Consider the following 23,978-nt stretch of genomic DNA (forward strand, 5'->3'; position numbering starts at 1 on the left):
AGGCCTGCGAGCCGTAATCTGGCACCTTCGTGTGCCGTCGAACAGGCTGTCTACTGCGCTACCCTTTGGGCATGGAGATTTCTTGCTGCGTTCAGTTTTGGGCACACCCCGGCATGGAGACTGATCTGTCGACCTACCTTGATCGCGTGGTCGATCTGGAGATCGAACACGGTGGGAACATACGGTATCGCGGTGTAACCAGTGGCACCGATGACCAGCCGCTGGAAATTCATATCCTCGAATTCCCGACAGCGGACATGCTCAACAACTTCATGGGCGACGATCGCCGAACGGCCATGGCTCCTGAACGCGAGCGAGTCATCGCACGCATGGAGATCATGACCACGAACGAGGTGCCGGTACAAAACCAGACCGCCGAATCGGAGCTTCCTCAGGCGAACAAAGCCTAGGCGCCCGGCTCAGCCCTTGGCTGAGCGATGACGACGTCTCCATCGACCTCTTCGCCGCGGTACAGCGATTCGAACGTGTCGAGCGTGCGCTGGATGTCGTGTGACTCGACAATCTTCAGGCTCTCGTTCTTGAATTTCAGGATCTCATCCTGCGACATCGAGAGCACCCTGGTGAGCTTTTCGGCGAGGTCGGCCACATTGCCCGGCTCGAAGAGAAAACCGTTCTCCCCGTCGTGCACCAGATGAGGCAGCGCCATCGCATCTGCGGCCACGATGGGCAGTCCTGATGCCATGGCTTCCATGGTCGAGATGCTCTGAAGCTCCGCAATGGACGGCATCGCAAACACTGTGGCGCGGGTGAGGGCGTTGCGCAGGTAGGACTCCTCCACATAGCCGCTGAACTTCACGCGATCGCGCACCCCCAGGTGCGAAGCGAGCGACTTCAGCCGGCCCTCCTGGTCGCCACCTCCGACAATCTCCAGCCGGGCATCCAGCGATGGGTCGAGGGTAGCGAATGCTTTGATCAGCTTGTCGATCTGCTTCTCTTCGACCACTCGGCCAAGGAAGACGATGAGGTTGTCAGTTCTCGGCTGCATATTTGGCGTGTAGTTGTGCGCATCGATGCCGCACGAAATAGCCAGAACCTTCTTTACCGAGGTGTTGGCCTCGAGGTACTCGGCAGCCTTACGCGTCGGCGTCGTTACACGTTCGGCGCGCCCGAACGAGCGGTCCGCAGCACCCCACGCCGCCTTGACCGCCTTCTCCCTGAGGAAGGGAGGGATGATCAACGTGTATTCGAGCAGGTTCTCTGGCATGAAGTGGTTGGTGCCGATGAGGCGAACGCCACGCTTCCGGCCCTCCACGGTCATGCCTCTTCCGATGATGACGTGCGATTGGAAGTGGATCGCGTCAGGCTTCACGGCATCGATGATGCGGGCGCTGTTGTGCTTGATGCGCCACGGAAGGGAGAAACGAAGCCAGGGATGCGGGTACCAACGCCATGAGTAGATGCGGTGCACGGTGAACGTCTGGCCCTCGTGCTCCTCGAGCAGAGCGCCGAGTTTCTTGTTCGAGTACGACGGAGCAGCGACGTGCACATCGTGTCCACGCTCTGCCAGCCCGGCCGAAAGTCGCGCAATGAAACTGGCTGCCCCATTGATCTCGGGCCAGAAAGTATCTGCCCCAATCAGGATGCGGAGTCGAGGTTTTCCCTCGTGCGGGGAGAGGCGGGGGGCGTCAGACACGCTGTACACCGTACCTCACGGATTCGGGGCGCCCTCTTCTGCTACGTCGGCGAGTGGAGTATTGGCGAGCGCCTGGGGGTGGTGACGCGAGAGCGAGAGCACACCCCAGACCGCGCAGCCTCCGGCCACAATGAATGCGAAGACTGCCCAGAGGGGCGCACCCGCGGCCTCCCCCAGCACGATGATGCCGATCGCCACCGCCACGATCGGGTCGATAACGGTCAGGCCGGCAACAACAAGGTCTGGCGGGTTTGACGAGTGTGCGGTCTGAACGAAATAGGTGCCGAGCAGCGCCGCGGCGATGAGACCCACTACGCACAGCACCGTGAGGATATCGGCCGAGCTGAACTGGAAATTCGTGCGCAGGATGGTCTGCACGCGACCGATCACGACGTTGGCGAGCGTGACCACGAAGCCGAAAAGCACGCCGGCCGCGATGACGTAGAGGATCGGCTTAGGTGCCTTGTGCCGCATCACCAGGAACAGGGTCACAAATACCGCGAGCACGGCGGTGAGAATGATCAGCACGATCAGAAGCTGGGTGCCGGTAACCGGATGCTTCTCGGTGACCATGGCAGCGATAGTCACGAATACCGCGACCCCACTGATGCAGACGATGATGGCCCGGATCGAAATCCGGTCGAGCGGAAGCCCGGTCAACCGGGAGTTGACGATCGCGGTGATCACCAGGGCGATCGCCCCCAGCGGCTGCACCACGGTGATCGGAGCGAGCGTGAGACTCGTTAGCTGCAGAACGACCGCCAGACCGAGGAACAACGTGCCGACCACCCACGACGGCCGCGCCAGCAGGGAGGTGAGTTGTCCGATGCTCAGGCCCGTCTTGCCCTCGTGACCGGATCGCTCGTTGACGACGGCCACCCCGCCGTGCTGGAACTGGGTACCGAACGCCAGCAGTACTGCGGCGATGACGGCAAGGGCGATCCCGATGGGGGCATTGCCGCCAAGCGAATCTGCGATGTCTGTCAGGTCGGGCTGCACCCGACGAATCTACCCGCTCTGCCTCCGTTATTCTGGAGGCATGGCCGTGCTCCCCATCAGAATCACCGGCGAACCGGTACTCCACTCAATCGCCGAAGATGTGGTCGACTTCGATGCCGAACTCACGACGCTCGTCGAGGACATGTTCGAGACCATGGAGGAAGCTCCCGGTGTCGGACTCGCCGCACCGCAGGTCGGCGTCGGGCTGCGCCTGTTCGTCTACAACTGGGTTGACGATGACGAGGTGCTGTGGCGCGGGGTGGCCATTAATCCTGAACTGTGGCTCGCGCCGACCCCGATCGGCGAACCTGACGACGAAGACGAGTCGGAGGGCTGCCTGTCGATCCCCGGTGAGCGATTTGCGCTGCGCCGCTCACCGAAAGTGATCCTGCGCGCCACCGACCTGAACCAGAAGACCTTCGAGATCAACGCCGACGGCTGGCTGGCGCGGATCTTTCAGCACGAATACGACCACCTCGACGGCACCCTCTATGCCGACCGTCTCGACCACGCACAGAAGAAGACGGTGACAAAGACGATCCGCAAAAAGGGTTGGGGCGTGCCGGGCCAGAGCTGGATGCCCGGCGAGGACGACCTCGAAGGCTAGGCCCTAGGTCACCGCCCTGATCAGCGCTGCGGTTGCTGCGGCCGCGATGATCACCAGGATGAACGGCACCCGTACCGCGAACAGGCCGGCCGCGACCAGCAGTGCTGGAACTCGCGCGTCCACGGTCACGTCCTGCCCCGCCCCGATCGTCTGCGTGACGATGAGCGCCGACAGCAACGCAACGGTGAGCAACCCAGCAATGCGGGCGGGAAGCGGCTTCTCAATCAGTGACGGCGGCACCAGATAGCCGACAAGCTTGAGTGCGAGTACGGCGATGGATGCCAGGATGATGACCTGCCAGATCGTCACGCTTTCGCCCCCCACCAGTTGGTGACCCCGACCACCACGGCGACCATTGCGGCCATCAGAACGGGAATCCCCGGCGGGAGCCACGGTGTGAGCACGGCGGCCACCACGGCTGCTCCGATAGCGACCACGACGGGCTGCAACTGCTTCAGTCTGGGCCACAGGAGGCCGAGGAAAGCGGCGGCGGCAGCGGCATCCAGCCCGTATTGGCTCACATCGCCCAGCTGGTTGCCGATGAGGGCGCCCACGAAGGTGGTGAGGTTCCAGCCGAGATAGATGAGGCCGCCAGTAAACCAGAAACCGGTGCGCTGGCCCTCGAGGCCGGGCTGGGCCGTCGCGACGGCGGTGCTTTCATCGATGGTCCAGTGGGCAGCGAGGAGCTTCCTCGGCCAGCGACCGCCGATGAGCGGCGCGATCCGCAGCGCGTACAGACCATTGCGTGTGCCGAGCAACGCCGCACCGGCGATGGCGGCGCCTCCCGCCGCCGCGCCGCCCGAGGCGAGCACTCCGATGAGGGCGAACTGCGAGCCTCCGGAAAACATCAGCAAACTCAGCACGCAGGTCTGCCAGATATCGAGACCGGATGCCACAGACAGCGCTCCGAACGAGAACCCGTAGGCGGAGACGGCCAGCGCAACGCCGAGGCTGGCGCGGATCGCGGCGGCGCGCTCGGCGCTGCGCGGTGCGCGTGTTGTGGCGCCACCTGGCTGATCGACCAACAAAAAATCTCCCTCCGGACCGGCGCCACCTGACGGCGGACGCTGCTCCGAAGGGAGACTCTATCGGCAACGAGATGCGACGGTCGGCTACTTCACCGGGGGCGTGACGTCGTTGTTGGCGCGAAGCACTTCGAGACGCGCGCGGTACTCCTTCTCATCGATATCCCCCTGCGCGAAACGCTCAGCGAGCGTCGACTCCGCGCCACGGCTCGCGCTGTTCTGCCCATAACCGAAATGGCCTGGGCCGAAATGACCGGGGCCGAAACCGTTGCGGCTCCATCGGCGGCGGGCCAGCCCGCCGAACAAGAACAGGAGGCCGATGATGAAGAGCGGGATGATGAAAAACAGGAGTCCGAAGCCGAAGCCATAGCCGCCCAGGTGAGCGGCGGCGGCGGGTACAGCGAGTGTTGACAACATGAAAGGGTCCAATCACGGGAGGGTTCGCGGTTGCGGTGCACCGGTGAAACAAGCCTCGCCTTCGGCACGCCCTGGGGAATCTGCCCGCCGGTGTCTCTTGCGTACTCCGCCCGGTGCACAACAGCTCCCCCGTGCTACTCCCCTTCGACCGAACGCCCTGCCCGCACCAATCCCGTCTCGTAGGCGATGACAACCAGTTGCACCCGGTCGCGGGCGGCCAGCTTCGACATGATTCGAGACACGTGGGTCTTGGCGGTGAGCGGGCTCAGGAAGAGACGCTTGCCGATCTCATCGTTGGTGAGGCCGAGCCCCACGAGGCCGAGCACCTCCCGCTCGCGCTCGGTGATGACCGAAAGCTGCGAGGTGTCGGGCTCTTCCCGGAGGTCGGTCGAGATCCGCTCGAGCAACCGCCGCGTCACCCCGGGGCTCAGCAGAGCGTCGCCGCCCGCGACAACGTGCACGGCGCGGATCAGCTCGACAGGTTCGGTGTCCTTGACGAGAAAGCCGCTGGCCCCCGCGCGAATCGCCCTGCCGACATATTCGTCAAGCTCGAACGTCGTCACGATGACGATGTGAGTGCCGGAAAGGTCGGGGCGCTTCGCGATCTGCTCGGTGGCCCAGAGGCCGTCGCCATCGGGCATCCTGATGTCCATCAGCACCACATCGGGCCTGGTGGCAATCACGAGCGACACCGCTTCGGCCCCCGTGCCCGCCTCGCCCACGATCTCGATGTCGGGTTCGGCCTCGAGCAGGCTGCGGAATCCGGCACGAATCAGTTGCTGGTCGTCTGCTATCGCTACACGGATCACGTGGTGCCCCTCGGGTTGCGCTCGGTATGCGGGATGCGAGCGGTGATCAGAGTTCCTCCGCCTGGCGCTGTGCCGACGTCGAGGCTGCCGCCCAGCAGCTCGGCGCGCTCACGCATCCCCAGCAGTCCACGGCCGCTCACCGGCGACTCCGACATTCCCCTGCCGTCGTCGCCGACCGTCACCACGTAGTCGTGGTCGTCGGCGGCGACCCTGACGTGCACGGACGACGCCTGCGCGTGCCGCACCACGTTGGTCAGCGACTCCTGCACGATCCGGTAAATGGCGAGCTGTGCCGCTTTCGGCGCCTCGGTGACATTGGAATCCAGGGTCACGTCAACACCCTGCGACGAGACGGATGCGACCAGCCCTGCCAGTCGCGAGAGGTCAGGCTCGGGCACGAGTGGCGCGCTCGGATCCTGGCCGGCTTCGGCCCGAAGCAGCCCCAGCACCGATCTCACTTCATCGAGTGCGGTCTTGCTGGTCTCCTTGATGCTCGCGAGAGCTTCGGCCGCTTTGGCCGGCTGTTTCTCCATGAGATGCAGGCCCACCCCCGCCTGCACATTGATCTGGCTCAGCGAGTGGGCGAGCACGTCGTGGAGTTCACGCGCGATGCGCACGCGCTCCGCCTGGACTTCGGTCTGCTGCCGTTGCAGCTGTTCCCGCCGGAACTCGACGATGTGCTCCCTACGGCTGCGAAGCCCCTCGCCGATGCCGAAGGTGATCAGGATACCCAGGGTCGTGACGGCGATTCGCGCGGGGTGCCAGTCGGTTCCGGTCAGAAGCCCCACCGTGATGGTTCCCACCCAGCCAACACCCACCGAGATCCACGCCCAGATCCTCGCGCCCCGCGCAATCGACAGGATGATCGCGAAAGCGAGGGCGAGAAACTGCCCACCCTGCATTCGTTCTGACAAAACGAAATCGAGGCAGGCCGCGAGTGACACGAAGGCGACGACGGGGCCAGGGTGGCGTCGAATCAGCAACAATGCCAGCGGCCCCAGCACGGCGAGACCCACCGAGATCCATGCGGCCACGCTGCGGTATTGCGCCAGCCAGAACAGGTTCGCCGGCAGCTGCACCAGCAGCGAAAGGATCACCGGCATGAGTAGCCGGGCCCTAGACGAGAGAAGGAACATGGGAGGGGGACGCGAGCCGTATCGATCGATATGACTGGGCAGAGGCATGAGTTGATCGTAGTTGCGGCGATCGCACGCGTCATCGGCCGTCAGGTGTTGAGCTGCTACTCCCCCGGGCGTACGTTGTCTCGGGAATCAAAAAGGCCCGGATCGTGGAGGACCCGGGCCTTAGCTCCTCGACTTGGACTCGAACCAAGAACCTGCCGAAATATCATCGAGGACACACCAACACGAACTAGTCGAGTTGCAGGTACCAATGATACATGGAGCCGCGGGGAACACGCACGTGGCCCTAGAAGAATGCTTTCACGATGTTGAGGACAGCCGGCGTGAGTAGCACGATGAACAGCACCGGCAGGATGCAGAAAATGAGCGGGAAGAGCACCTTGACCGGAATCTTCATCGCTTTTTCCTCGGCGCGTTGGCGGCGTCGCAGTCGCATCTCGGCCGCCTGAACGCGGAGTACGGCCGCAATCGCGATGCCGTAGGTGTCTGCCTGCACCACCGAGCGGGTGAATCGGCGCAAGTCGGGAGACGACGTGCGATTGCCGAGCTCCTGATACGCGTCCTTGCGCGAACGGCCGATGCTCATGTCCTGGAGCGTGCGGATGAACTCCTCGGCGAGCGGGCCTTTCCCGTTCGTCGCAGCTTTCGCCATGGCTGCCTCGAAGCCGAGCCCAGCCTCAACGGCGATCGTCATTTGGTCAAGTGTGTCGGGTAGCGCCTCCTGCATAGCCGCCTGTCGCCTCTCTGCCCGACTCCGAAGTAGCAGGTCAGGGAGCATGAAGCACAGCAGGACAAGAAATGCCCCGAGAATGATGCGGATCGGCACCGGATCGCCGCTCGCCCACGACACAGCGAGCAATGCCCCGACAGCCGCGATGAGCGGCTTGGCGATCAGAATTTTGTCGATGGTCCAGGCTGGCGGCCTGCCCGCGAGCGCGAGCTGGTGATCGAGTTTTCGGATGTAGCCCTTGGGGACGTGCGCACGCATTCGGGGCCGACCCGCACTGCTGGTTGCCGGCACGGCATCAGTGGATGCCCCGACTGGTGAGGGTCGACCTCCGACCAGGATCCCCACGAGCGCTCCGACGCCCGCCGCCACTGCAACGGCGGCGGCCATGGCCAGGATGAATTCCATCTCACAACTCCTAGAACTTGACCTTGACGACGGCCATCATCCACAGGGATCCGACGATGAGCAGAACCCCGGCGACGATGAGCGCTATCACCCCAAGGATGTTGTCCAGGAAGCCAGAGAAGTACGCTGGCTGCGTGAGGAGCAGGAAGGCGAAAACACCCACCGGGAGAAGAATGAGCACCCACGCGGACATCTTCCCCTCGGCCGCGAGAGTCTTCACTTGCCTCCGGATCTCGTTGCGTTCACGAATGGTGTGTCCGACCTGGTCAAGCACCCCGGAGAGGTTGCCGCCGACCTCCCTGTTGATCGCTATGGCCTGAGCGACCCATTGGAAATCGTCACTGCGCATTCTGATCGCCGTGTTATCCAGGGCATCGCTCAGGTCTCGGCCAATGCGGCTCTCGTTCACGATTCGTGCAAACTCGTCTGCGGTGGGCGACTCCACCTCCTGCGCCGCGGCGTCGATCGCCCGGAGGAGGCTATGCCCCGCGCGAAGACCGCCCGCGAGCAGCCCCAATGTCTCATCGAGTTGCTCCGAGAACTTGGAACGACGGCGAGCGGTGCGCACGCGGAGAATGAACTTAGCCCCGAGCGGTGCGAGCAGGGCAAGCCCTGCCGCCAGCGGAATCATCCACACTGATGGTCTCGCGGCGACGAGGCCCGCAACCCCGAGCGCCGCTGCGACGGTGACCACCATGAAAAGGAAGACCGTCGGCTTCATTCGCACGTCGGCCTGCTCGAGTTCCTCCGCGTTGAACGGCGCTTTGCCGCGACGCCGGATCCCGCGCTCGATGACCGACAGCGTGCGATCGGTTAGCGCAGACATTGTCGTCGTCTTCACTGCTCCAGGGGCATTACGGCGCTCAAAAGACACCCGCGCAACAGGGGGCCCGATCACGAGGAACACGACGGCGAGTAGTGAGAGTAGTGCCGCGGTAAGCCCGATGAAGAGCACGATGTCGTTCATCGTGCGCCTCGCGTTGCCAACTCGGACTGGAAGACCGACGGAGGGAGTTCGATCCCCAATTCGGAAAACCGCTCAGAGAACCGAGGGCGCACTCCCGTCGCCACTACATGCCCACGATGGCGACCGTTCTCGTCGACTCCTGCCGCGTAGTCAAAGACGAAGGCATCCTGAAGCGTCACGATGTCGCTTTCCATCCCCTGCACTTCGGTGACGTGCGTGATCCGCCTGGTTCCGTCCTTCATTCGTCCGACCTGCACGATCACGTCGACGGCAGAGGAGATCTGTTCGCGGATGGCCCGCAATGGCAGATCCATCCCCGCCATGAGGACGAGCGTCTCCATCCTCGCGATAGCGTCTCGCGGAGAATTCGAGTGGACGGTCGAGATTGACCCCTCGTGGCCGGTGTTCATCGCCTGCAGCATGTCCAGCGTCTCGCCACCGCGGCATTCGCCGATGACGATTCGGTCGGGTCGCATCCGCAGCGAGTTGCGCACGAGATCTCGAATCGTAATCTCACCGCTACCCTCGATATTCGCGGGGCGCGACTCGAGGCGAATCACATGCTCCTGTTGCAGTTGCAGTTCGACGGCGTCCTCAATGGTGATGATCCGCTCGGTCGCGGGGATATAGCTGGACAAGACGTTCAAGAGGGTCGTCTTGCCCGTACCGGTGCCGCCGGAAACGATGATGTTCAGCCGAGCCTTTACGCACGCGTCGAGCACGGCAGCGATGTCGGTATTCATCGTGCCGAAACGAATCAGGTCATCGACCGTGAGCGGTTCCCGCGCGAACTTGCGGATGGTCAGGGACGACCCGTCAACCGCAAGCGGAGGGATGATCGCGTTGACTCGCGATCCGTCGGCGAGCCTGGCATCCACGAGTGGCGATGATTCGTCGATCCGACGTCCCACTTTCGAGACGATCCGCTCGATTACCCGTCGAAGTTGGGACTCGCTCGTGAATCGGGCGGGATCCCTGGTGAGACGACCATCGCGCTCAACATAGATCTGCGCGGGTCCGTTGACCATGATTTCGGTCACGGCGTCATCCGCGAGCAGCGATTCGAGTGGGCCAAAACCGAGCACGTCCGCATCGATCGCGGCTATAAGCCGCTTGCGCTCCTCGCCGCTGAGGGGCACTTGCTCGGCCTCCACGATGGTGGCCAGCTCTTCCCTCGCATACGTGTGGAGTTGCTCTTCAGACAGGTTTGGGTCGTTCAGTCGCAAACCGATTCGCTCGAACAGCAGCTGGGCTGCACGCTCTTTGATCTCCAGAAGTGGATCGGATTGAGGGTTCGTCGTAGGACCGATCTCCTGCTCCCCCACGACCGCTTTCGCTGCCCGCGCTCCGCGCTGCGCGGACGAATCGTCCAGTGCCCCGACCACAGCAGTCGGCTCCCGAGATCCAGCCGCGTCACCGCGCGATGAGGGCGCCGGCACAGGTGCGGGCATCGTGGCAACGGGGGTCTCCCGACTCTTTGTTGCGGCAACAGCCCGGGCGATAGACGGCGATGGCACCTTCTCGCGCCGCAAGGCATCAGCTCGTTCCGTGAGATTCATCACACAACCGTCCTTCGGTGGAGTCGATGCCGTTTCGGAGGGGCGGAGGGATCGAATCTTTGCACGATCGCGGCGAGGGCCCGCGAGGCAGAATCCCTCGATCGATCCTGCAGCACCGGAATGCCCCGATTCATCGACAGGACGAGCCGCTTAGACCGGGGAATCGCGATGTCGATGGACATGCCGGTGATGTGCTCGACGTCACGAACAGTGAGGCCACTGTCCCTGTCGGCGAAGTTGAGAACGACGTGTAGCGAGCTGGGCAGAATATCGATGCTCTCGAGCGCCGACAGATGACTTCGCAACCCGCGCGCGCTCGTCACGGACATGCCGCAGATCAGGACGACATCGGTCGACCGCTCGATCGCGGCGAGCGTGTGCTCACCGAGTCCTGGTGCGGTGTCGATGACGACGTAGCGGAACTCGCCAGAGAGTTGAGCAATCAAGTTGCTCAGCTGGTCACCTGTAACCCGGCCTCCGTCGACGGGCGAGTCCGCCCCGCAGATAGCGAAAAATCCCGCTGGGTGAACTGTCAGATAGGACTTCAGCACAATCGGGTCGCTCGCGGCGACGTCGGACACCGCATCGGGCAATGTCGTCAGCGGCGCAAGCGCGAGCGCTGCGGCGACGTCGCCGAATTGCACGTCGCCGTCGATCAGCACGACCGACATCGGCGCGATCTTCGCGAGTCCGACGGCGATGTTCGTCGCCACGGTGGTCTTCCCCATCCCACCCTTGGGCGAGACGACCGCGATGATCTGGCTGAGGATCGCCGGCGACGGATCCAGGGCGTCTTGGCCATCGTCGGCGTGCACTTCGTAAGAGAGGTCGGGCAGGGTGCCCTCTTCAGCCGATGCGCCGTCAGCAGGTGAAAGGTCGTCCGGCACGTCCTTCGCGTCCAGGGGTGGGTGCTCAACAATGTCGCGAATCAGTGGGGGTTTTACTGCGGCAGGCTTGGCACGAGCGCGGACCTTACGAGCCTTACCTTCCTGAGGGGGACGACCGCGCAGACCCGCCACTGCCTCAACGAGAGCACGGTCGTTGAGGTTCGGGCTCGCTACGGCGTGAACGTTCATGTCCGACATCCACTTCTCGATTCCCGGACCGGGCTCTCGCACCAACATGATGCTCGTACTCGGATAGCGCGCCGACAATGTGCTGGACAGCTCGTAGGCCTGCGCATAGGAGAGGGAGGGACCGATCATGGCGATGTCGGGAGCGTCATCCAGGGCCAATCCCGCTATCGCGACAGATGCGCCTCGTGCGATCGAGCGCCCCATGATGGTGTCGACCTCGTCACCGAGGAGTCCCCGCAATCGCGTCTCGAACTTGCGGCTTTTGCTAATCAGCAGCACCCGGCTCATTCGAAAACCTTCCCGATGTCGACCCGGCTGGAGCCGGATTCATCCGCGGCGGCGGGCTCGCTCGTCAGCCACACGGAGCCAAACTCCTGGCCCCACACGAGCTTCTCGAGGGCGGGCGTAGCGAGGGCGAGTGTGACCATCAGGGTGTCCACCGGTTCGGCCGGGCTGTCGCCACTACTGGATGGTTGGGTGGACGTTCCGGGAAGAATGGCGAGCACGAGCACCTTGTGATGGATCTGCTTCGTTATCGGTATGTCCGTGCCATCCTCGGCTCTTGCCGTCGCTGAAATGACAATGCCCACGGTATCGCCGGCCTTAACCGCGCCACCGACGACGTGCTCGACGGGGAGGGCTATCGTGATGGCCTGCATCCCGTCGGGGAGGGGGACATCCCCGCTCGCTGCGAGGTCACCGGGGCTCACCCAGCGCGCCTTGAGTAGTTGTTCGCCCGGAATAAGCGCTACTTCAGCAACTTTCCCTTCCAGTTCCTGCAGCTGGGTGACCCGATCAGTGGCCGCGGCGACTGCGGGCACCCGTTTTGCGACGATCATGCTTTCAGCATCGGCTGCCGTAGTGCCCGCGCTGATTGGCGCAGACACAACGTAGACAGTGACGAGCTCGGCCCCGGCGAAGGCACGCGCATCGGCGCCTCTTACATAGCTGGTAAGCACCAGGGTGCCTGCAACGGCAAGCACTATGGCAACGATTGCGCCCACGAGTCGGGTCTTCATGGCGTTCTCCTAACGAATGAGTCTGACGACGGACGCGCCCAGGTCGGGACCGCCAAGTTCACCCTCAACGGCGTCGATTGACACCCAATGGCTGAAATATCCCTGGATGCCACGGCAGTTTCCTGTGCACTTCGGAGCTTTCGGGTCGATGTTGACGCTCGGCATCTTGTTGCCACCCGAGAGTTTCCATCCGGTGATCGTGAAAGCTGCGAATGCATAAATGTGGTAACTCGCAGCCGGGCCATGCGTGACATTGGCCCCGTCGAAGATCGGTATGAGCACGGTGGTGCCGGCCGCGTTCGCAAACGTCGCGTCGCACGCGCCCGGATAGGAGTTTCCGGGCTCGCTCGGTATCGAGGCGCTGGCGAGATCGACGAAAGCCGAGCACGAGTTGTTGGCGAGCCTCTCAATCCACCCGAATCCGCCCGGGATGGGATGCCCGTCCCGCGACGCGCACGTGAGGTCCTGGTCGTACCGGATCAGCTGAAGCTTGCCCGACAGGGCGGGCTCGAACTCGCAATAGGAGACCGCGATCGGCAGCGCAACGGTCGCGGAAGCGGGTGAACCCCATTCCGCTGTCGCCGAGGCTCCGACCGTCGTCGTGCTAGCGCCGCCCGGCGAGATGACGGAGGCAAAGATATTGGTCAGTGCGGGCGCATTGCTGCCTGCTTCCCGGGTACTCGCGTTGACCTTGACGCTGTGACTCGTGGGGAAGGTCGGGGTGAGCACATTCGCCGCCCCGTCGTTGGCGTTCGAGTTCGCGAAGGACAATGCCGTCGCCGCAGTGCCCGTGCACGTCCCTGCTGCGCACTTCTGAGCAATGGCCAGCGCTGCGGCATCCGCCCCGTTTTGCAACTGCGCACGTTCCACATACAGGGCGCCCACGTCGATGGATATCGCGAGGCCGCCAATGATCGGCACCATGAGGATCCCCACGAGTACCGCGGATGCTCCGCGTTCGTCGCCCCGTAGTTTGCTCAGCCACCGCATAACATCACTCCTTTTCCTTGAAGAGGCAGCGTGACTCCGAAAAATCCGGTGAGGAGAGTGGCGCTGTACCGAATGGTCACCGTGACCGATGACCCGGCGACGCATTTTGTCGGGGCCACGGTGACGTTGGCGGCGCTGAGGCCTGGGCGGAGCGACGGAGCTGCGGCGACCGCGGCGCTGCGTGCAAGCGAAGGGTCGTTGTGAATGGCCATTACACGAGCTCCTTCGCGAGCGGCGTTCATTACGGAGATCTGAGCGTTGAAGAGCAGACTGAATTCGACAAGCCCCATGATGAGAAGCACGAGGACCGGCAAGACGAGCGCAAACTCGACCGCGGCGGCACCTGTCTCGCCCTCTCTGTTTCGATCTCTCATCGCGATGCGCCTAACCTTCATTCCGTCCGCTCCTTGCGATTGTGTGGCGGCTTCCGCCTTCGCGGAAACCGCCGCACGACCCGGGTTCGACTGAGGTGGCGAGCCACCTTCGTCAGGCTGCTCAGGGGGCTTTAATCTCGCCGGCGACTCCGTTGAAGACGGCAAGGAGGTTGGTGCCGAGGAGCGTCACGCCAGCGATGATGACGACCGCGATGAGCGAGACCATCAGGCCGTACTCAACGGCCGTGGCACCGTCTTCGTTCTGCATGCTGTTGAGCCGGGCCTGGATTCGGGTGTAGAGCTTCATGTGCATTCCCATCTGTGAGCCGCCGGTCCAAGAGGAGGGGGGTGACCGAGCGGGTGAGCGCCAAGTTACGCGCTGGGGAATGCTCACGCCAGACCGCCGGCGTTCAAAGAACTAAACGGCCGGTGCGCGGCCGTTTGAATGACTAAACGGACACCCGCCGGTGCTGCAGGGCTGCGCGTTTAGGAGTTTGAACGTCGCGGGCCGCTGCGTTCAGGTTTTTGAACGCTCCGACCTGCCTCATGCGGCGCGGGCGACCTTATCGTCGGAACAGCGCCACGGAATCCGTGTCCCGATCCCCCGATTAAGGAACTGCAATGTCCACGCCCAAACAATCGTTCTTTACCGCCCCGCGGCGCACCCACGCCTCGACTATTCATGGCGGAATGCGCGCGCGAACAGTGCTCAGCATCGGAACGGTCGTAGCGCTCCTCTCAGTCGGGGTCATCACACCCGCAGCGCATGCCGCGAACGCGCCGGCGACCGCCGTCTTCACCGGCGGAAGCGGAACTGTTCTCGTCAGTGGCGAGCTTTACGCCACCACTGGGGCTGTATTGACGCTCACCGTGACCGCGCCAAGCGACACGATATGCCTTGACGTGAGCGGATCATTCACCACGCACGCCACCTCAACTTCACCCAGATCCGTCTGGACGATGACCACGATCGCCGGCAGCGGCAGCGGGATTCGATCCATAACTGCCTCCGCGTCTCCCAGTGTCAACCCGAACGACAAGTGCACCGGTCAAGCTGCACTGGCAAACGCTTCATATATTCTCGACAACACCGGGCCGGTCGTAGCCGCTTCTCTGACCCCGGCGCCCAACGCGGCTGGCTGGAACAAAACGGCCACGACTGTTACGTGGATCGCGACCGACTCCGGCTCCGGAATCGGCAGCGGCCCGACTCCGGCATCGTCCATCGAGACGGCCAACGGCATCGTCGTCCGCCAAGCGACCGCGACCGACCGGCTCGGCAACGTCGGCAGCGGCTCTGTGACAGTGCGCATTGACAAGATCGCCCCGACCATTTCTGCGGCGGAGACGAAGAACCCCGACGGCACGACGACCGTCTCCTTCACGTGCGACGACCCTGGCTCAAGCGGGTCGGTCTCCGGCATCACGAGCTGCCGCGCGGGAGGGTCATCCACCAATTCCGTGACCGTGCCGCCAGGCACAACAGTGAGCGGGACCGCGACCGATGCGGCCGGAAACAGCACGAGCACATCGGTGACCGTCGCCGCCGGAGACATCACCCCGCCGACGCTCACCGGCTCGCCGACGACCTCCCCCAACGGCGCAGGTTGGTATGCCGGCGACGTCACGATTCGCTGGAGCGCGTCAGACAACGAATCGGGCGTTCCCGTCGCCCCCGCTGACACGACGATCTCCGGAGAGGGCGCGGGCTTGGCGAGCACGACCACGGTGACCAACGGCGCCGGACTCTCCACGACGGCGACGAGTTCGCCGCTGGTCAATATCGACCGCACTGCTCCGACAACAAACATCAGTGGAGGCTCCAACCTCTGGACCAACAACGCGGTGACGATACGCCTCACCGCGAGCGACAACCTCTCGTCGGTGGCGACCACCGAATACACCGTGGACGCCGGCGAGGTTCACACGGGCACGGTCTTCACTCTTTCGACCGAGGGCGATCACGTCATCACGTTCCGCAGCATCGACGGGGCTGGCAATACCGAAGCCGTCCAGACCGCGCGAGTGCGAATCGACACGACCGCTCCGACGATTAGCCACGGGTTCACACCTCTCACGTACGCCGAAGGCTCGTGGAGCAATTCAGCAATCACCGTCACCTTCACGTGTGAGGACCAGGGCGGATCCGGGGTATCCGCCTGCACCGCCCCCGTCACCACCAGCGCCGAGGGCACCGTCAGCGTCGACGGTGTCGCGGTTGACGGGGCGGGCAATTCCGCAAGTGACACTGCCACCGTCAGGATCGACCTGACCGCCCCGGCAATCGCCGCCGCTTCGAGCGGAATCAAGAATGCTGCGGGCTGGTACAAGGAAAGTGTCACCGTCCGCTACGAGGTGAGCGATGCGCTGTCAGGGGTGTTAATTGCCCCCTCCGAGCACGTGTTGGGCGAAGGCGCTGGTCAGAGCACGCACGCCACCGCCGTCGACATGGCGGGCAACAGCAATAGCGCGGGCGTGTCAGACATCAACATCGACCTGACGCCGCCGCTGGTGGAGGGCACATTTGCCGGCGGATGGCACACCGATGACGTGACCGTCGACTGGTCTTGCACGGATGCCCTTTCCGGGCCCAGCGCGCAGCCGGACCAAACCGTTGTCACGGGTGAGGGCGGCAACCTATCCTCCACCGCCAGTTGCACCGACCTGGCCGGAAACATCTCTATCGCGACCGTCTCCGGCATCATGATCGACCGGTCGAAGCCCACCACTCAGGCGGTTGTCCCCGCGCCGCTGGAGAGCGGCTGGTACGGGCAGCCGATTTCGGTCACTTTCGTCGGAAGCGACAACCTGTCGGGAATCGCAGGAACCTACTACACGGTCGACGGAGGTCCAGTCTCACGTTACGAGGGCGCGTTTGATTTCGCCGAGGAAGGCGAGCACACAATCGCATTCTGGAGCGTAGACGGCGCTGGCAACCGCGAAAGCGCTGCTGCGCCGCTGACGGTCAAGCTCGACACCAGGCCGCCGACGACAACGGTGATCAACCCGATCTCCCCCGCCCTCGGATGGTTCGTGACGAGCGGCATCCCGGTCGCGTTCCGCGCCGAAGATGACAGATCGGGCATCGCAGCGACCTACTTCTCGATCGATGGAGGGGAAGCCCTCGAGTATGGCGAGCCGTTCACGGCCCAGCTGTCGACCGGCGTTCACTCTTTGGTCTATTGGAGCGTCGACCTCGCCGGCAACATAGAGGCACACACAGAAACCAATCTCGTCATCATTCAGGTTGACACAGACTCGCCCACGATCTCAGGGTCGGCCAGCCCGGCGGCGAATGGGTTCGGCTGGAATAACACCCCCGTTGATGTCGCATTCACCTGCGATGACATTGGCTCGGGTGTCGTCGGATGCGCTGGAGGCACGACGCTCGCTAACGACACCGACGGACAGACGATTCGCGGCGAGGCCACGGATGCGGCAGGCAACAGGAGCCACGCTCTCGTAGGGCCCATCAAGATCGACCAGACGAGGCCGACGCTGACGGGCGTGCCGACGACAGATCCCAACGCCGCCCGGTGGTACAACCGCGACGTCACTGTCCGGTGGGTAGGAGATGACGCGCTCTCTGGGATCGACCCCGGATCCCAACCAGAGCCCTCGATCGTGACGGGTGAAGGTCGGAACCTTGGCGCTGGGCCGGTGACCATCCTGGACAAGGCTGGCAACGCGAGCGACGACGCGACGATCGCTGGAATCAACATCGACCGGACCGCGCCAGGCATCTCGGGGAGGCCAACCACGAACGCCAATGCCGCAGGTTGGCACTCGGGTGAGGTGACGGTCGACTTCCAGTGCACAGACGCACTCTCCGGCGTCGCCTCCTGCCCGACAAGCAAACTGCTCAGGGGTGATGGGCTGAATCAAAGTGTGACGAGCGACCCGGCCACCGACCTCGCCGGCAACGTGAGAACGGGAAACACCGTCGGCGGCATCAACATCGACGGGACAGCGCCGAGCACGACAAGCAACAACACGTGTACCGCGGTCAATGACTACTGCACAGGCCCTTTTGCGGATGTCGTGCTCACCGCGATCGATCAGATCGGGCTGTCCGGAGTGAAGGAGATCCGCTACAGCATCCATGACGACGTCGAGCAGGTCGTTCCCGGATCGAGCGCGACCGTGAGAGTTCCGCTGACCGATAGCGGAGCCGGAACTGTGCGCTACTACGCGGTCGATAACGCGGGCAACTCAGAGCAGGTGAACGCCGTTTCGCTGAAGTGGGACAACATCGCTCCCGCCGTCAGCCACAAGCTCGTTCCCGCGCCCAACGCCGCCGAGTGGAACAACGCGGATGTCACTGTCACGTTCACGGCGAAGGATGACGACAAGGGATCAGGTGTCCACAGCGTCACCTCCCCGGTCACCGTGTCCACGGAAACCGGCGGGCTGGTGGTCACAGGCGTTGCACGAGACACAGCTGGAAATGTCGGCAGTGACTCCGTGACGGTCAAACTCGACAAGACCGCGCCGACCATCGCCGCGGCCATCACGCATGGCACGAGGACAGCAAGCGGGTGGTACAACGGGCCAGTGACCGTCAGGTTCACCTGCGCGGACAGCCTGTCTGGCGTGGCGCTCTGCCCTGACGCGATCATTCTGGCCACCAACGGCGTGAACCATGCGAGAGGCACTGCCACCGACGCTGCCGGGAACAATGCCTCCGCGAGCGTAGAAGACGTCTACATCGACCAGGAGAAGCCGACCATGACTCCGGCAGATGTCAACGTCGCTGGCGCCGGCTACATCCTGGGCGGTGTGCCTGCCGCACGCTGCACGGCCACCGACAGCTTCTCGGGACTCGCCTCCTGCGTCGTGACGGTCACCGGCGGAAACGCCAACGGAGTAGGAACTCACTCATACTCCGCAGTCGCAACGGACAATGCCGGCAACACCACCACGATCACCGGGACCTTCACGGTGAGCTACCGATTCGACGGCTTCCTGCAGCCGATCAATGACACGGCACACCAGATCGGCACCTCGACGAGCGTGTTCAAAGCGGGAAGCACCGTCCCGGTGAAGTTCCGTCTCAAGGACGCCGATGGCACCATCGTGGAGTCGGCGACGGCGCCGGTATGGCTTGCCCCGACCAAGGGCGGTGCGATGACAGCTCCCGTCGATGAGACCGCGTACGCAATGGCCTCCGACAGCGGCAGCAGCTACAAATATGACTCGAGCGGGCGTCAGTTCAGTTACAACTGGAAGACGGGCTCGGGCGGCAACTACTGGCGCATCGGTGTCAAGCTCGATGACGGCCGGATCTATTACGTCAACATTGCGCTTCGGTAAGGACGCGATGACAGGAACGCTGCCCGGCGCGACCGGCAAGTGGAACCCGGCCGAGCCGGGCGGCCCGCACCAGGAAGGGGTCAGTGACATGCACGAAGCGCAATCCCCTGGGGGAATCGGCCGAGAAGCCCGCCCACGATGCGAGAGCATCGAATGGTGCGTCTCAGAACACGGCAGTACAGCGGGAGAGGAGGACTGGGTTCACGAGAGCGAGCCGTTTTCCGTCGCGGCCGGCGTGACCGCTCGATTGTGCATGTCGATCGATCCCGTCGTGGGAGCCCAGGACGGCCCCTACGTGGTTATCGATGTGGCCGTGGACTCGCCCGAGTACACCCTGGCCGAGGCCGAGGCCTTCGCTGCGTCGATGACAGCACTCGCCCGCCGAGGTGCCGTCGCTGTTGGATCGGGTGCTACACATCCCGTAACAGTGCAAATGCGCCGTCACGGTCTTTGACGGCGAGTTTTCGGAGTACCGCGGATACGTGCACCCTGACGGTCGTCGGCGACACAAAGAGTCTTTTGGCGACTTCGTCGGTAGAGATCCCCTGACTGAGCATCTCCATGACTTCCCATTCCCGCGGACTGAGCCTGCTGGCCGCCGAGGACTTGCGGGCGAATCGCTGGTGCGAAGGCCCGCGAAATTCCTCGAGAACGCGCGTGACGAGCGCGGGCGGCATGGCAGCCTCACCCGCGATGACGGATCGCAGTGACGCCGGGATCGCCTCCGGATCGGACGTTTTGAGAAGGTAGCCGGAGGCACCTGCGCGCAAAGCATCGAATAGGTCGTCGTCCTGATCCGACTGCGTCAGCATGACGATCGCGACTTCTGGCAACTTCCTGCTGATGTGCTGGGCGGCATGGATTCCATTGCCGGGCATGTGGATATCGAGCAGCACGACGTCTGGCTCGTGCTCGACAGCGAGCCGGATCGCATCGGCGGCGCTCGCGCCTTCCCCACAGACCACGCATCCGTCCGCTTCCAGCACGCGGCGGATGAGCGAGCGAATGGGCGCGTGATCGTCGGCCAGAACCACCCGGATGCTGCCAGCGCTCACCACTGCACCGCCACCCGGCTCCCGACGCCCGCTTCAGAGGTGATACGCACTGCGCCCGGCAACGCGCGGCCACGCTCTCGCATGCTGACGAGACCGTACCCGAGTCCGGCCGCACTCGCCGACTGAACGTCGAAGCCGGTTCCGTCATCCGCGATGGTTAGCTCTCGTTGGCCGTCAGACTGGCTGAGTGTGACCTGCACTCGGGTCGCGTTCCCATGATGGATCGCGTTTGAGACGGCCTCGCGGGTTATTCGAGTCAGCGCGTGCTGCTTTTCTGAGTCGACGACGATCGAGTCATCGAGGTCGACGACGAGCTGGAAATGGTATCTCTGGGCCAGCTCCGCCAGCGCGCGGTGCAAGTTCGAGCTCAGCGATTCCTCGCTTGTGCAACCAAGGGTCTGAACGGCGGATCGCGCTTCGTCGAGCGCGCGATCGCACGCCCCGACGATGTGCTTGCGGCACTCCTGGTCCCCGTGGATGGACTGGCCTTCCATCCTGATGTACGACAGTTCCTGGATGACCCCGTCGTGTATCTCGCGGGCGAGACGCAGACGATCATTGTGCAAGGCAGCCTCGATGTGCGAGGTCGACGCTCTCCGGAATTCGCCGACCGCTCCCACCAGAAGCAGCAAAGACGATCCCAGGCCCAAAATGTTTCCGACGTGGAACCAGTCGGAGTACACGGTCGGGACGATGGCGTAGGTAACCTGCGCGAACGCCCCCAGCGCACAAGCCGGAGCGAGCCATCGTAGGAGTTCGTTTCCGTGGCGCGCGGCCTGCACGGCAAGAGCGACAGACGCAGCCGCAAGCCCTACCGCCCCCACGATGTGCGCAGTGACGAGTATTCCCAGCGCTGCGGTCGGCTGAGAGGCATCCGCGCCCGTGACCCCGTTGGGCACAGCTGGCAGCTGCGGGCCCACTAGCAGCACGAGCGAGCCCACGCCCACCATCACTGCCACGGGCAATCCCCCGACGAGGTACCACGGCAACGCTCGCGTGGCGAGCCGTCTACCTAACACCACTGCGGCGGCGATTGTGATTATCCCAACGACTCGCAGGCTCACACCGAACCACACATCGAAAGATTCGACGGGCAGTGCGGCTACTGGCTGCTCTGCGACCATGACGAACTTGCCTGCCGCGATGAGAATGAGCCCCTGGGCGAACCAGAAGTCGCGAAGTACGCGTCTGCGCATAAAGCGACCGTGAATGACACCCGCCGCAGCGAGTGCGATGCACCCTTGCACCGAGCCCATTGCTGGATGCAAGGAAGGGTTGTAATAGCTGATTGCGCCGAAGGGTGCCCAGAGCATGAGTATTGTCGCGGCGAGGCCGAGAGCCCAGGATGCGATGACGGACCGCCATCCGGCTAACCGCGCAATGAGCGCGCGGGAGCGGGTCGCGATGCGCTCGTGCGCCGCAGTCGATGGCTGCGTGTGGGCGTGCCTTGGCGACCGCGGACGGGCGAAACCGGAGAGACTGAACCTCACGGGTGAGTCCAGCACCGAGTCGAATACCTGCGGGAAAAACTTCGTTGTTCTCACTACGGCCATGGAGAGCCTTGGTTCGGGTCATCGTGGCGTTCGGTTAGCCACGTCGGGTGAAGAGAGTCTAATGAGAATATGACAGCTCCATTGTCCCCCTTTCGGGGGACAAAACTCGCTTTCCTGCGATCGACGCGACGGAAGCAGCCAGTATCGGCCTGCGGCGAGACGCCGCTCGAGTGTGTCCACTCCGGCGGCAATTGGCTAAAACGTGGCCTCCGATGACAAAAAATCCCCGTACTTCCGGGGAAGTACGGGGATTAAGCTCCTCGACTTGGACTCGAACCAAGAACCTGCCGATTAACAGTCGGCTGCTCTGCCAATTGAGCTATCGAGGATTGGCATTTAGCTTGGCTACTTTACCAAAGGTTGCGGGTTCACCAAATCGAGGTACAAAATGACGCCATTTCCCCGTGCCGCCGTCAGTATCCGGCGATGGGATCGACGACCCCAACGAAGGCGCCATCGCCCAGCAGTGCTGCGACATTTGTCCGGATTCGCTCCGCAAGCAGCGGTTCCGTCATCTCCGGCGTGTCTGCGGTGTGAGAGGTGATGACGATCCGCGGGGCGGTCCACAACCGATGCTCGTCCGGTAATGGTTCGGGCGAGGTGACGTCCAGACCTGCGCCGACCAGGTGTCCGGCATTGAGAGCGTCCACCAGTGCATCCTGATCGATGAGTCGACCTCTCGCGATGTTCACCAATGCGGCGCTGGGCTTCATGGCCGCGAGCTGTTCGGCTCCGATGAGATGCTCGGTCTCCCCCGTCGCCGCCGCGGCAAGGATCACGACATCGGCCTCCGGAAGCACGTCCATGAGCCTGGATGCCGCAACCGTGCGCCGCGCTCCGGGAACCTCGCCCGACGTGCGTCTCACAATCGTCACTGAGACCTCGAACGGGGCGAGCAGGCGCATGATCTCGATCGCGATGCCGCCAGCGCCCACAATGACCACCTCGCGGCCGTACAGCGAGATGCCTGTCTTCGGCCTGGCCCAGCTGTTCGACCTCGACTTGCTGGGCAGGCTCCTCATCACGGCCAGCGTCAGGGCGACAGCGTGCTCGGCGACGGGCTCGGCAAACGAACCCTTTGCGCTCGTCCACAACGGAAGCTCCCGATCGCCCTGCGCCTCGAACAGCCCGGCAAAGCGTTCGACGCCGGCCATGGGCACCTGCACCCATTCGATCGAGGGATGCGCCGCCAGCACGGCACCGAGAGCCTCTCCATCGATGTTGAGCCAGACCACACCCCGCGTGTTGGCATCGAGCGGACCAACCTCACCACCACCCTCGCGAACCGCCGCAGCGAATCCGTCGTGGTCGAAGGGAAGCACCGCGATCGGGCCAACTGTGGGGCGCGTGCCGCCGATCGGTCGCGCGTCGGCGGCGACCGGGTCTCGGTGCTGTCCGGGCTCGCGAAAAGTCAGTTCAGCCTCGCGCACAGTGCTAATCCTTGCCAGAGCTGAGGGTGGGCGTGCCGCGCTCCAACGACCGGGCGAGACCCTTCACGTACGGATGCTCGGCGTTCGCGAGCACCTCATCAAGCTGGCCGCTCGCCACGATCACCCCGCGGTGCATGATCGCGACCTTCGTGCTGACGCGGCGAACCTCGGCGAGGTCCGCGGTCACGATCAGCGCCGAGAAGCCGCGCTGCCTCTGCAGCGAGACGATGATGTCGAGGATGGCACGGCGGGCGGTCACGTCGATGCCGGCCGTCGGGTCATCCGCCACCAGCAGCTTTGGATCGAGGATCATGGCCCTAGCGATGGCTACCCGCTGCCGCTGGCCCTTGCTCAGCTCGTGCGGATACTTGTTCATGCTCGTCAGCGGCAGGCGCACGGCATCGATGACCGTTGCCACGGCTTCGCCCGCGTCATCCTGGTTGAACCTGCGATCGCGCGCATAGATGGGTTCCGCCACGTTCTCACCGGCGGTCAGGCGGGGCTGAAGCCGGTCTCCCGCCTCCTGCCGAACATAGCCAACGTGTAGCCCGACACGGCTGCGTTGACGCCGGGTAATTCCGCGCACACTCGTGCCGAATACGCTCAGCTCGCCACCGCTGATCCGGGGCGACGAATCATCCAAGCGATCGATATCGAGCGCGACAGCGCGCGCGAGGGTGCTCTTGCCCGAACCTGTTTCGCCCACCACCGCCAGCACTTCGCCCGGAGCGATGTCGAAGGTGACCCCGTCGAGTGCGACGGCCCGGGTTTCGGGGCTGCTAGAGCTGTAGCGCACCGAGAGATCCCAGGCACTCACCGCCGCCGCCTGCGGATCGATGTGGTGATACGTCATG

Annotated in this window: 23 protein-coding genes and 1 tRNA gene; 4 read left to right on the forward strand and 20 right to left on the reverse strand. The window is 63.8% G+C overall.

Translation table 11 applies throughout. The features are described from left to right. Positions 1–71: 71 nt before the first annotated feature. A complete protein-coding gene (locus QMG83_RS09035) occupies positions 72–410 on the forward strand; it encodes a hypothetical protein (RefSeq protein ID WP_283505040.1) in 339 nt (112 codons plus the stop codon). Here QMG83_RS09035 and QMG83_RS09040 read toward each other — a convergent pair. Both QMG83_RS09040 and QMG83_RS09045 read right to left on the reverse strand, forming a co-directional pair. Next, positions 407–1,654, reverse strand: a complete 1,248-nt coding sequence (locus QMG83_RS09040) for a glycosyltransferase (RefSeq protein ID WP_283505041.1) — start codon at positions 1,652–1,654, stop codon at positions 407–409. The two genes, QMG83_RS09035 and QMG83_RS09040, sit on opposite strands and share 4 nt — an antisense overlap. Before the next feature lie 15 nt (positions 1,655–1,669). Further along, positions 1,670–2,653, reverse strand: coding sequence for a DMT family transporter (locus QMG83_RS09045; RefSeq protein WP_283505042.1), 984 nt, complete (start codon positions 2,651–2,653; stop codon positions 1,670–1,672). A 40-nt stretch (positions 2,654–2,693) separates the two neighbouring features. On the opposite strand from QMG83_RS09045, the gene def reads away from it, so the two are divergent. Then, entirely contained in the window at positions 2,694–3,260 is a 567-nt protein-coding gene (def, locus tag QMG83_RS09050; protein WP_283505043.1) for a peptide deformylase, read from the forward strand. A 3-nt stretch (positions 3,261–3,263) separates the two neighbouring features. Here the strand turns inward: def and QMG83_RS09055 are convergent, their stop codons facing one another. From QMG83_RS09055 to QMG83_RS09115, 13 genes are all read right to left on the reverse strand, one after another. Further along, positions 3,264–3,569 (reverse strand): AzlD domain-containing protein, encoded by a 306-nt coding sequence (locus QMG83_RS09055; RefSeq protein ID WP_283505044.1) that lies wholly within the window; start codon positions 3,567–3,569, stop codon positions 3,264–3,266. After that, positions 3,566–4,285 carry an AzlC family ABC transporter permease gene (locus QMG83_RS09060; protein ID WP_283505045.1) on the reverse strand — a complete coding sequence of 240 codons (720 nt, stop codon included), beginning with the start codon at positions 4,283–4,285 and terminating at the stop codon, positions 3,566–3,568. The genes QMG83_RS09055 and QMG83_RS09060 overlap by 4 nt, the downstream gene beginning before the upstream one ends. Positions 4,286–4,372: 87 nt before the next feature. Then, positions 4,373–4,702: an SHOCT domain-containing protein gene (locus tag QMG83_RS09065; RefSeq protein WP_283505046.1), complete on the reverse strand. Its 330-nt coding sequence runs from the start codon at positions 4,700–4,702 to the stop codon at positions 4,373–4,375. A 134-nt stretch (positions 4,703–4,836) separates the two neighbouring features. Next, complete coding sequence (locus QMG83_RS09070) at positions 4,837–5,511, reverse strand: response regulator transcription factor (protein ID WP_283505047.1); 675 nt, start codon at positions 5,509–5,511, stop codon at positions 4,837–4,839. Continuing rightward, positions 5,508–6,695 carry a sensor histidine kinase gene (locus tag QMG83_RS09075; RefSeq protein ID WP_283505048.1) on the reverse strand — a complete coding sequence of 396 codons (1,188 nt, stop codon included), beginning with the start codon at positions 6,693–6,695 and terminating at the stop codon, positions 5,508–5,510. The genes QMG83_RS09070 and QMG83_RS09075 overlap by 4 nt, the downstream gene beginning before the upstream one ends. A gap of 244 nt (positions 6,696–6,939) precedes the next feature. Then, positions 6,940–7,788, reverse strand: a complete 849-nt coding sequence (locus tag QMG83_RS09080) for a type II secretion system F family protein (RefSeq protein ID WP_283505049.1) — start codon at positions 7,786–7,788, stop codon at positions 6,940–6,942. 10 nt (positions 7,789–7,798) lie between these two features. After that, entirely contained in the window at positions 7,799–8,755 is a 957-nt protein-coding gene (locus QMG83_RS09085; RefSeq protein WP_283505050.1) for a type II secretion system F family protein, read from the reverse strand. After that, positions 8,752–10,314 carry a TadA family conjugal transfer-associated ATPase gene (locus QMG83_RS09090; RefSeq protein ID WP_283505051.1) on the reverse strand — a complete coding sequence of 521 codons (1,563 nt, stop codon included), beginning with the start codon at positions 10,312–10,314 and terminating at the stop codon, positions 8,752–8,754. Before QMG83_RS09090 ends, QMG83_RS09085 begins: the two co-directional genes overlap by 4 nt. Further along, complete coding sequence (locus QMG83_RS09095) at positions 10,314–11,678, reverse strand: CpaE/TadZ family protein (protein ID WP_283505052.1); 1,365 nt, start codon at positions 11,676–11,678, stop codon at positions 10,314–10,316. Before QMG83_RS09095 ends, QMG83_RS09090 begins: the two co-directional genes overlap by 1 nt. Then, positions 11,675–12,409 (reverse strand): Flp pilus assembly protein CpaB, encoded by a 735-nt coding sequence (gene cpaB / locus QMG83_RS09100; protein ID WP_283505053.1) that lies wholly within the window; start codon positions 12,407–12,409, stop codon positions 11,675–11,677. The genes QMG83_RS09095 and cpaB overlap by 4 nt, the downstream gene beginning before the upstream one ends. A 9-nt stretch (positions 12,410–12,418) precedes the next feature. After that, complete coding sequence (locus QMG83_RS09105) at positions 12,419–13,399, reverse strand: pilus assembly protein TadG-related protein (protein WP_283505054.1); 981 nt, start codon at positions 13,397–13,399, stop codon at positions 12,419–12,421. Continuing rightward, the gene (locus tag QMG83_RS09110; protein ID WP_283505055.1) at positions 13,387–13,794 is read right to left on the reverse strand and encodes a TadE family protein; all 408 of its coding nucleotides are present in this window, start codon (positions 13,792–13,794) and stop codon (positions 13,387–13,389) included. Before QMG83_RS09110 ends, QMG83_RS09105 begins: the two co-directional genes overlap by 13 nt. A gap of 100 nt (positions 13,795–13,894) precedes the next feature. Then, the gene (locus tag QMG83_RS09115; protein ID WP_283505056.1) at positions 13,895–14,080 is read right to left on the reverse strand and encodes a Flp family type IVb pilin; all 186 of its coding nucleotides are present in this window, start codon (positions 14,078–14,080) and stop codon (positions 13,895–13,897) included. 314 nt (positions 14,081–14,394) lie between these two features. On the opposite strand from QMG83_RS09115, the gene QMG83_RS09120 reads away from it, so the two are divergent. Together QMG83_RS09120 and QMG83_RS09125 are read left to right on the forward strand one after the other, a co-directional pair. Then, positions 14,395–19,086, forward strand: coding sequence for an OmpL47-type beta-barrel domain-containing protein (locus QMG83_RS09120; protein WP_283505057.1), 4,692 nt, complete (start codon positions 14,395–14,397; stop codon positions 19,084–19,086). Positions 19,087–19,093: 7 nt separating this feature from the next. Then, complete coding sequence (locus QMG83_RS09125; RefSeq protein WP_283505058.1) at positions 19,094–19,540, forward strand: DUF6907 domain-containing protein; 447 nt, start codon at positions 19,094–19,096, stop codon at positions 19,538–19,540. On the opposite strand, the gene QMG83_RS09130 is transcribed toward QMG83_RS09125, so the two are convergent. From QMG83_RS09130 to QMG83_RS09150, 5 genes are all read right to left on the reverse strand, one after another. Next, complete coding sequence (locus QMG83_RS09130) at positions 19,497–20,141, reverse strand: response regulator (RefSeq protein ID WP_283505059.1); 645 nt, start codon at positions 20,139–20,141, stop codon at positions 19,497–19,499. The two genes, QMG83_RS09125 and QMG83_RS09130, sit on opposite strands and share 44 nt — an antisense overlap. Further along, positions 20,138–21,694, reverse strand: a complete 1,557-nt coding sequence (locus QMG83_RS09135) for a sensor histidine kinase (protein ID WP_283505060.1) — start codon at positions 21,692–21,694, stop codon at positions 20,138–20,140. Before QMG83_RS09135 ends, QMG83_RS09130 begins: the two co-directional genes overlap by 4 nt. A gap of 256 nt (positions 21,695–21,950) precedes the next feature. Then, a tRNA-Asn gene (locus tag QMG83_RS09140) sits at positions 21,951–22,023 on the reverse strand. 84 nt (positions 22,024–22,107) lie between these two features. After that, positions 22,108–23,124 (reverse strand): D-isomer specific 2-hydroxyacid dehydrogenase family protein, encoded by a 1,017-nt coding sequence (locus QMG83_RS09145; RefSeq protein WP_349357721.1) that lies wholly within the window; start codon positions 23,122–23,124, stop codon positions 22,108–22,110. A gap of 4 nt (positions 23,125–23,128) precedes the next feature. After that, positions 23,129–23,977 (reverse strand): ATP-binding cassette domain-containing protein, encoded by an 849-nt coding sequence (locus tag QMG83_RS09150; RefSeq protein ID WP_283505061.1) that lies wholly within the window; start codon positions 23,975–23,977, stop codon positions 23,129–23,131. Position 23,978: the final 1 nt, after the last annotated feature.

The sequence above is a fragment of the Salinibacterium sp. G-O1 genome, assembly GCF_030063305.1.
In the GTDB taxonomy this organism is placed as follows: domain Bacteria; phylum Actinomycetota; class Actinomycetes; order Actinomycetales; family Microbacteriaceae; genus Rhodoglobus.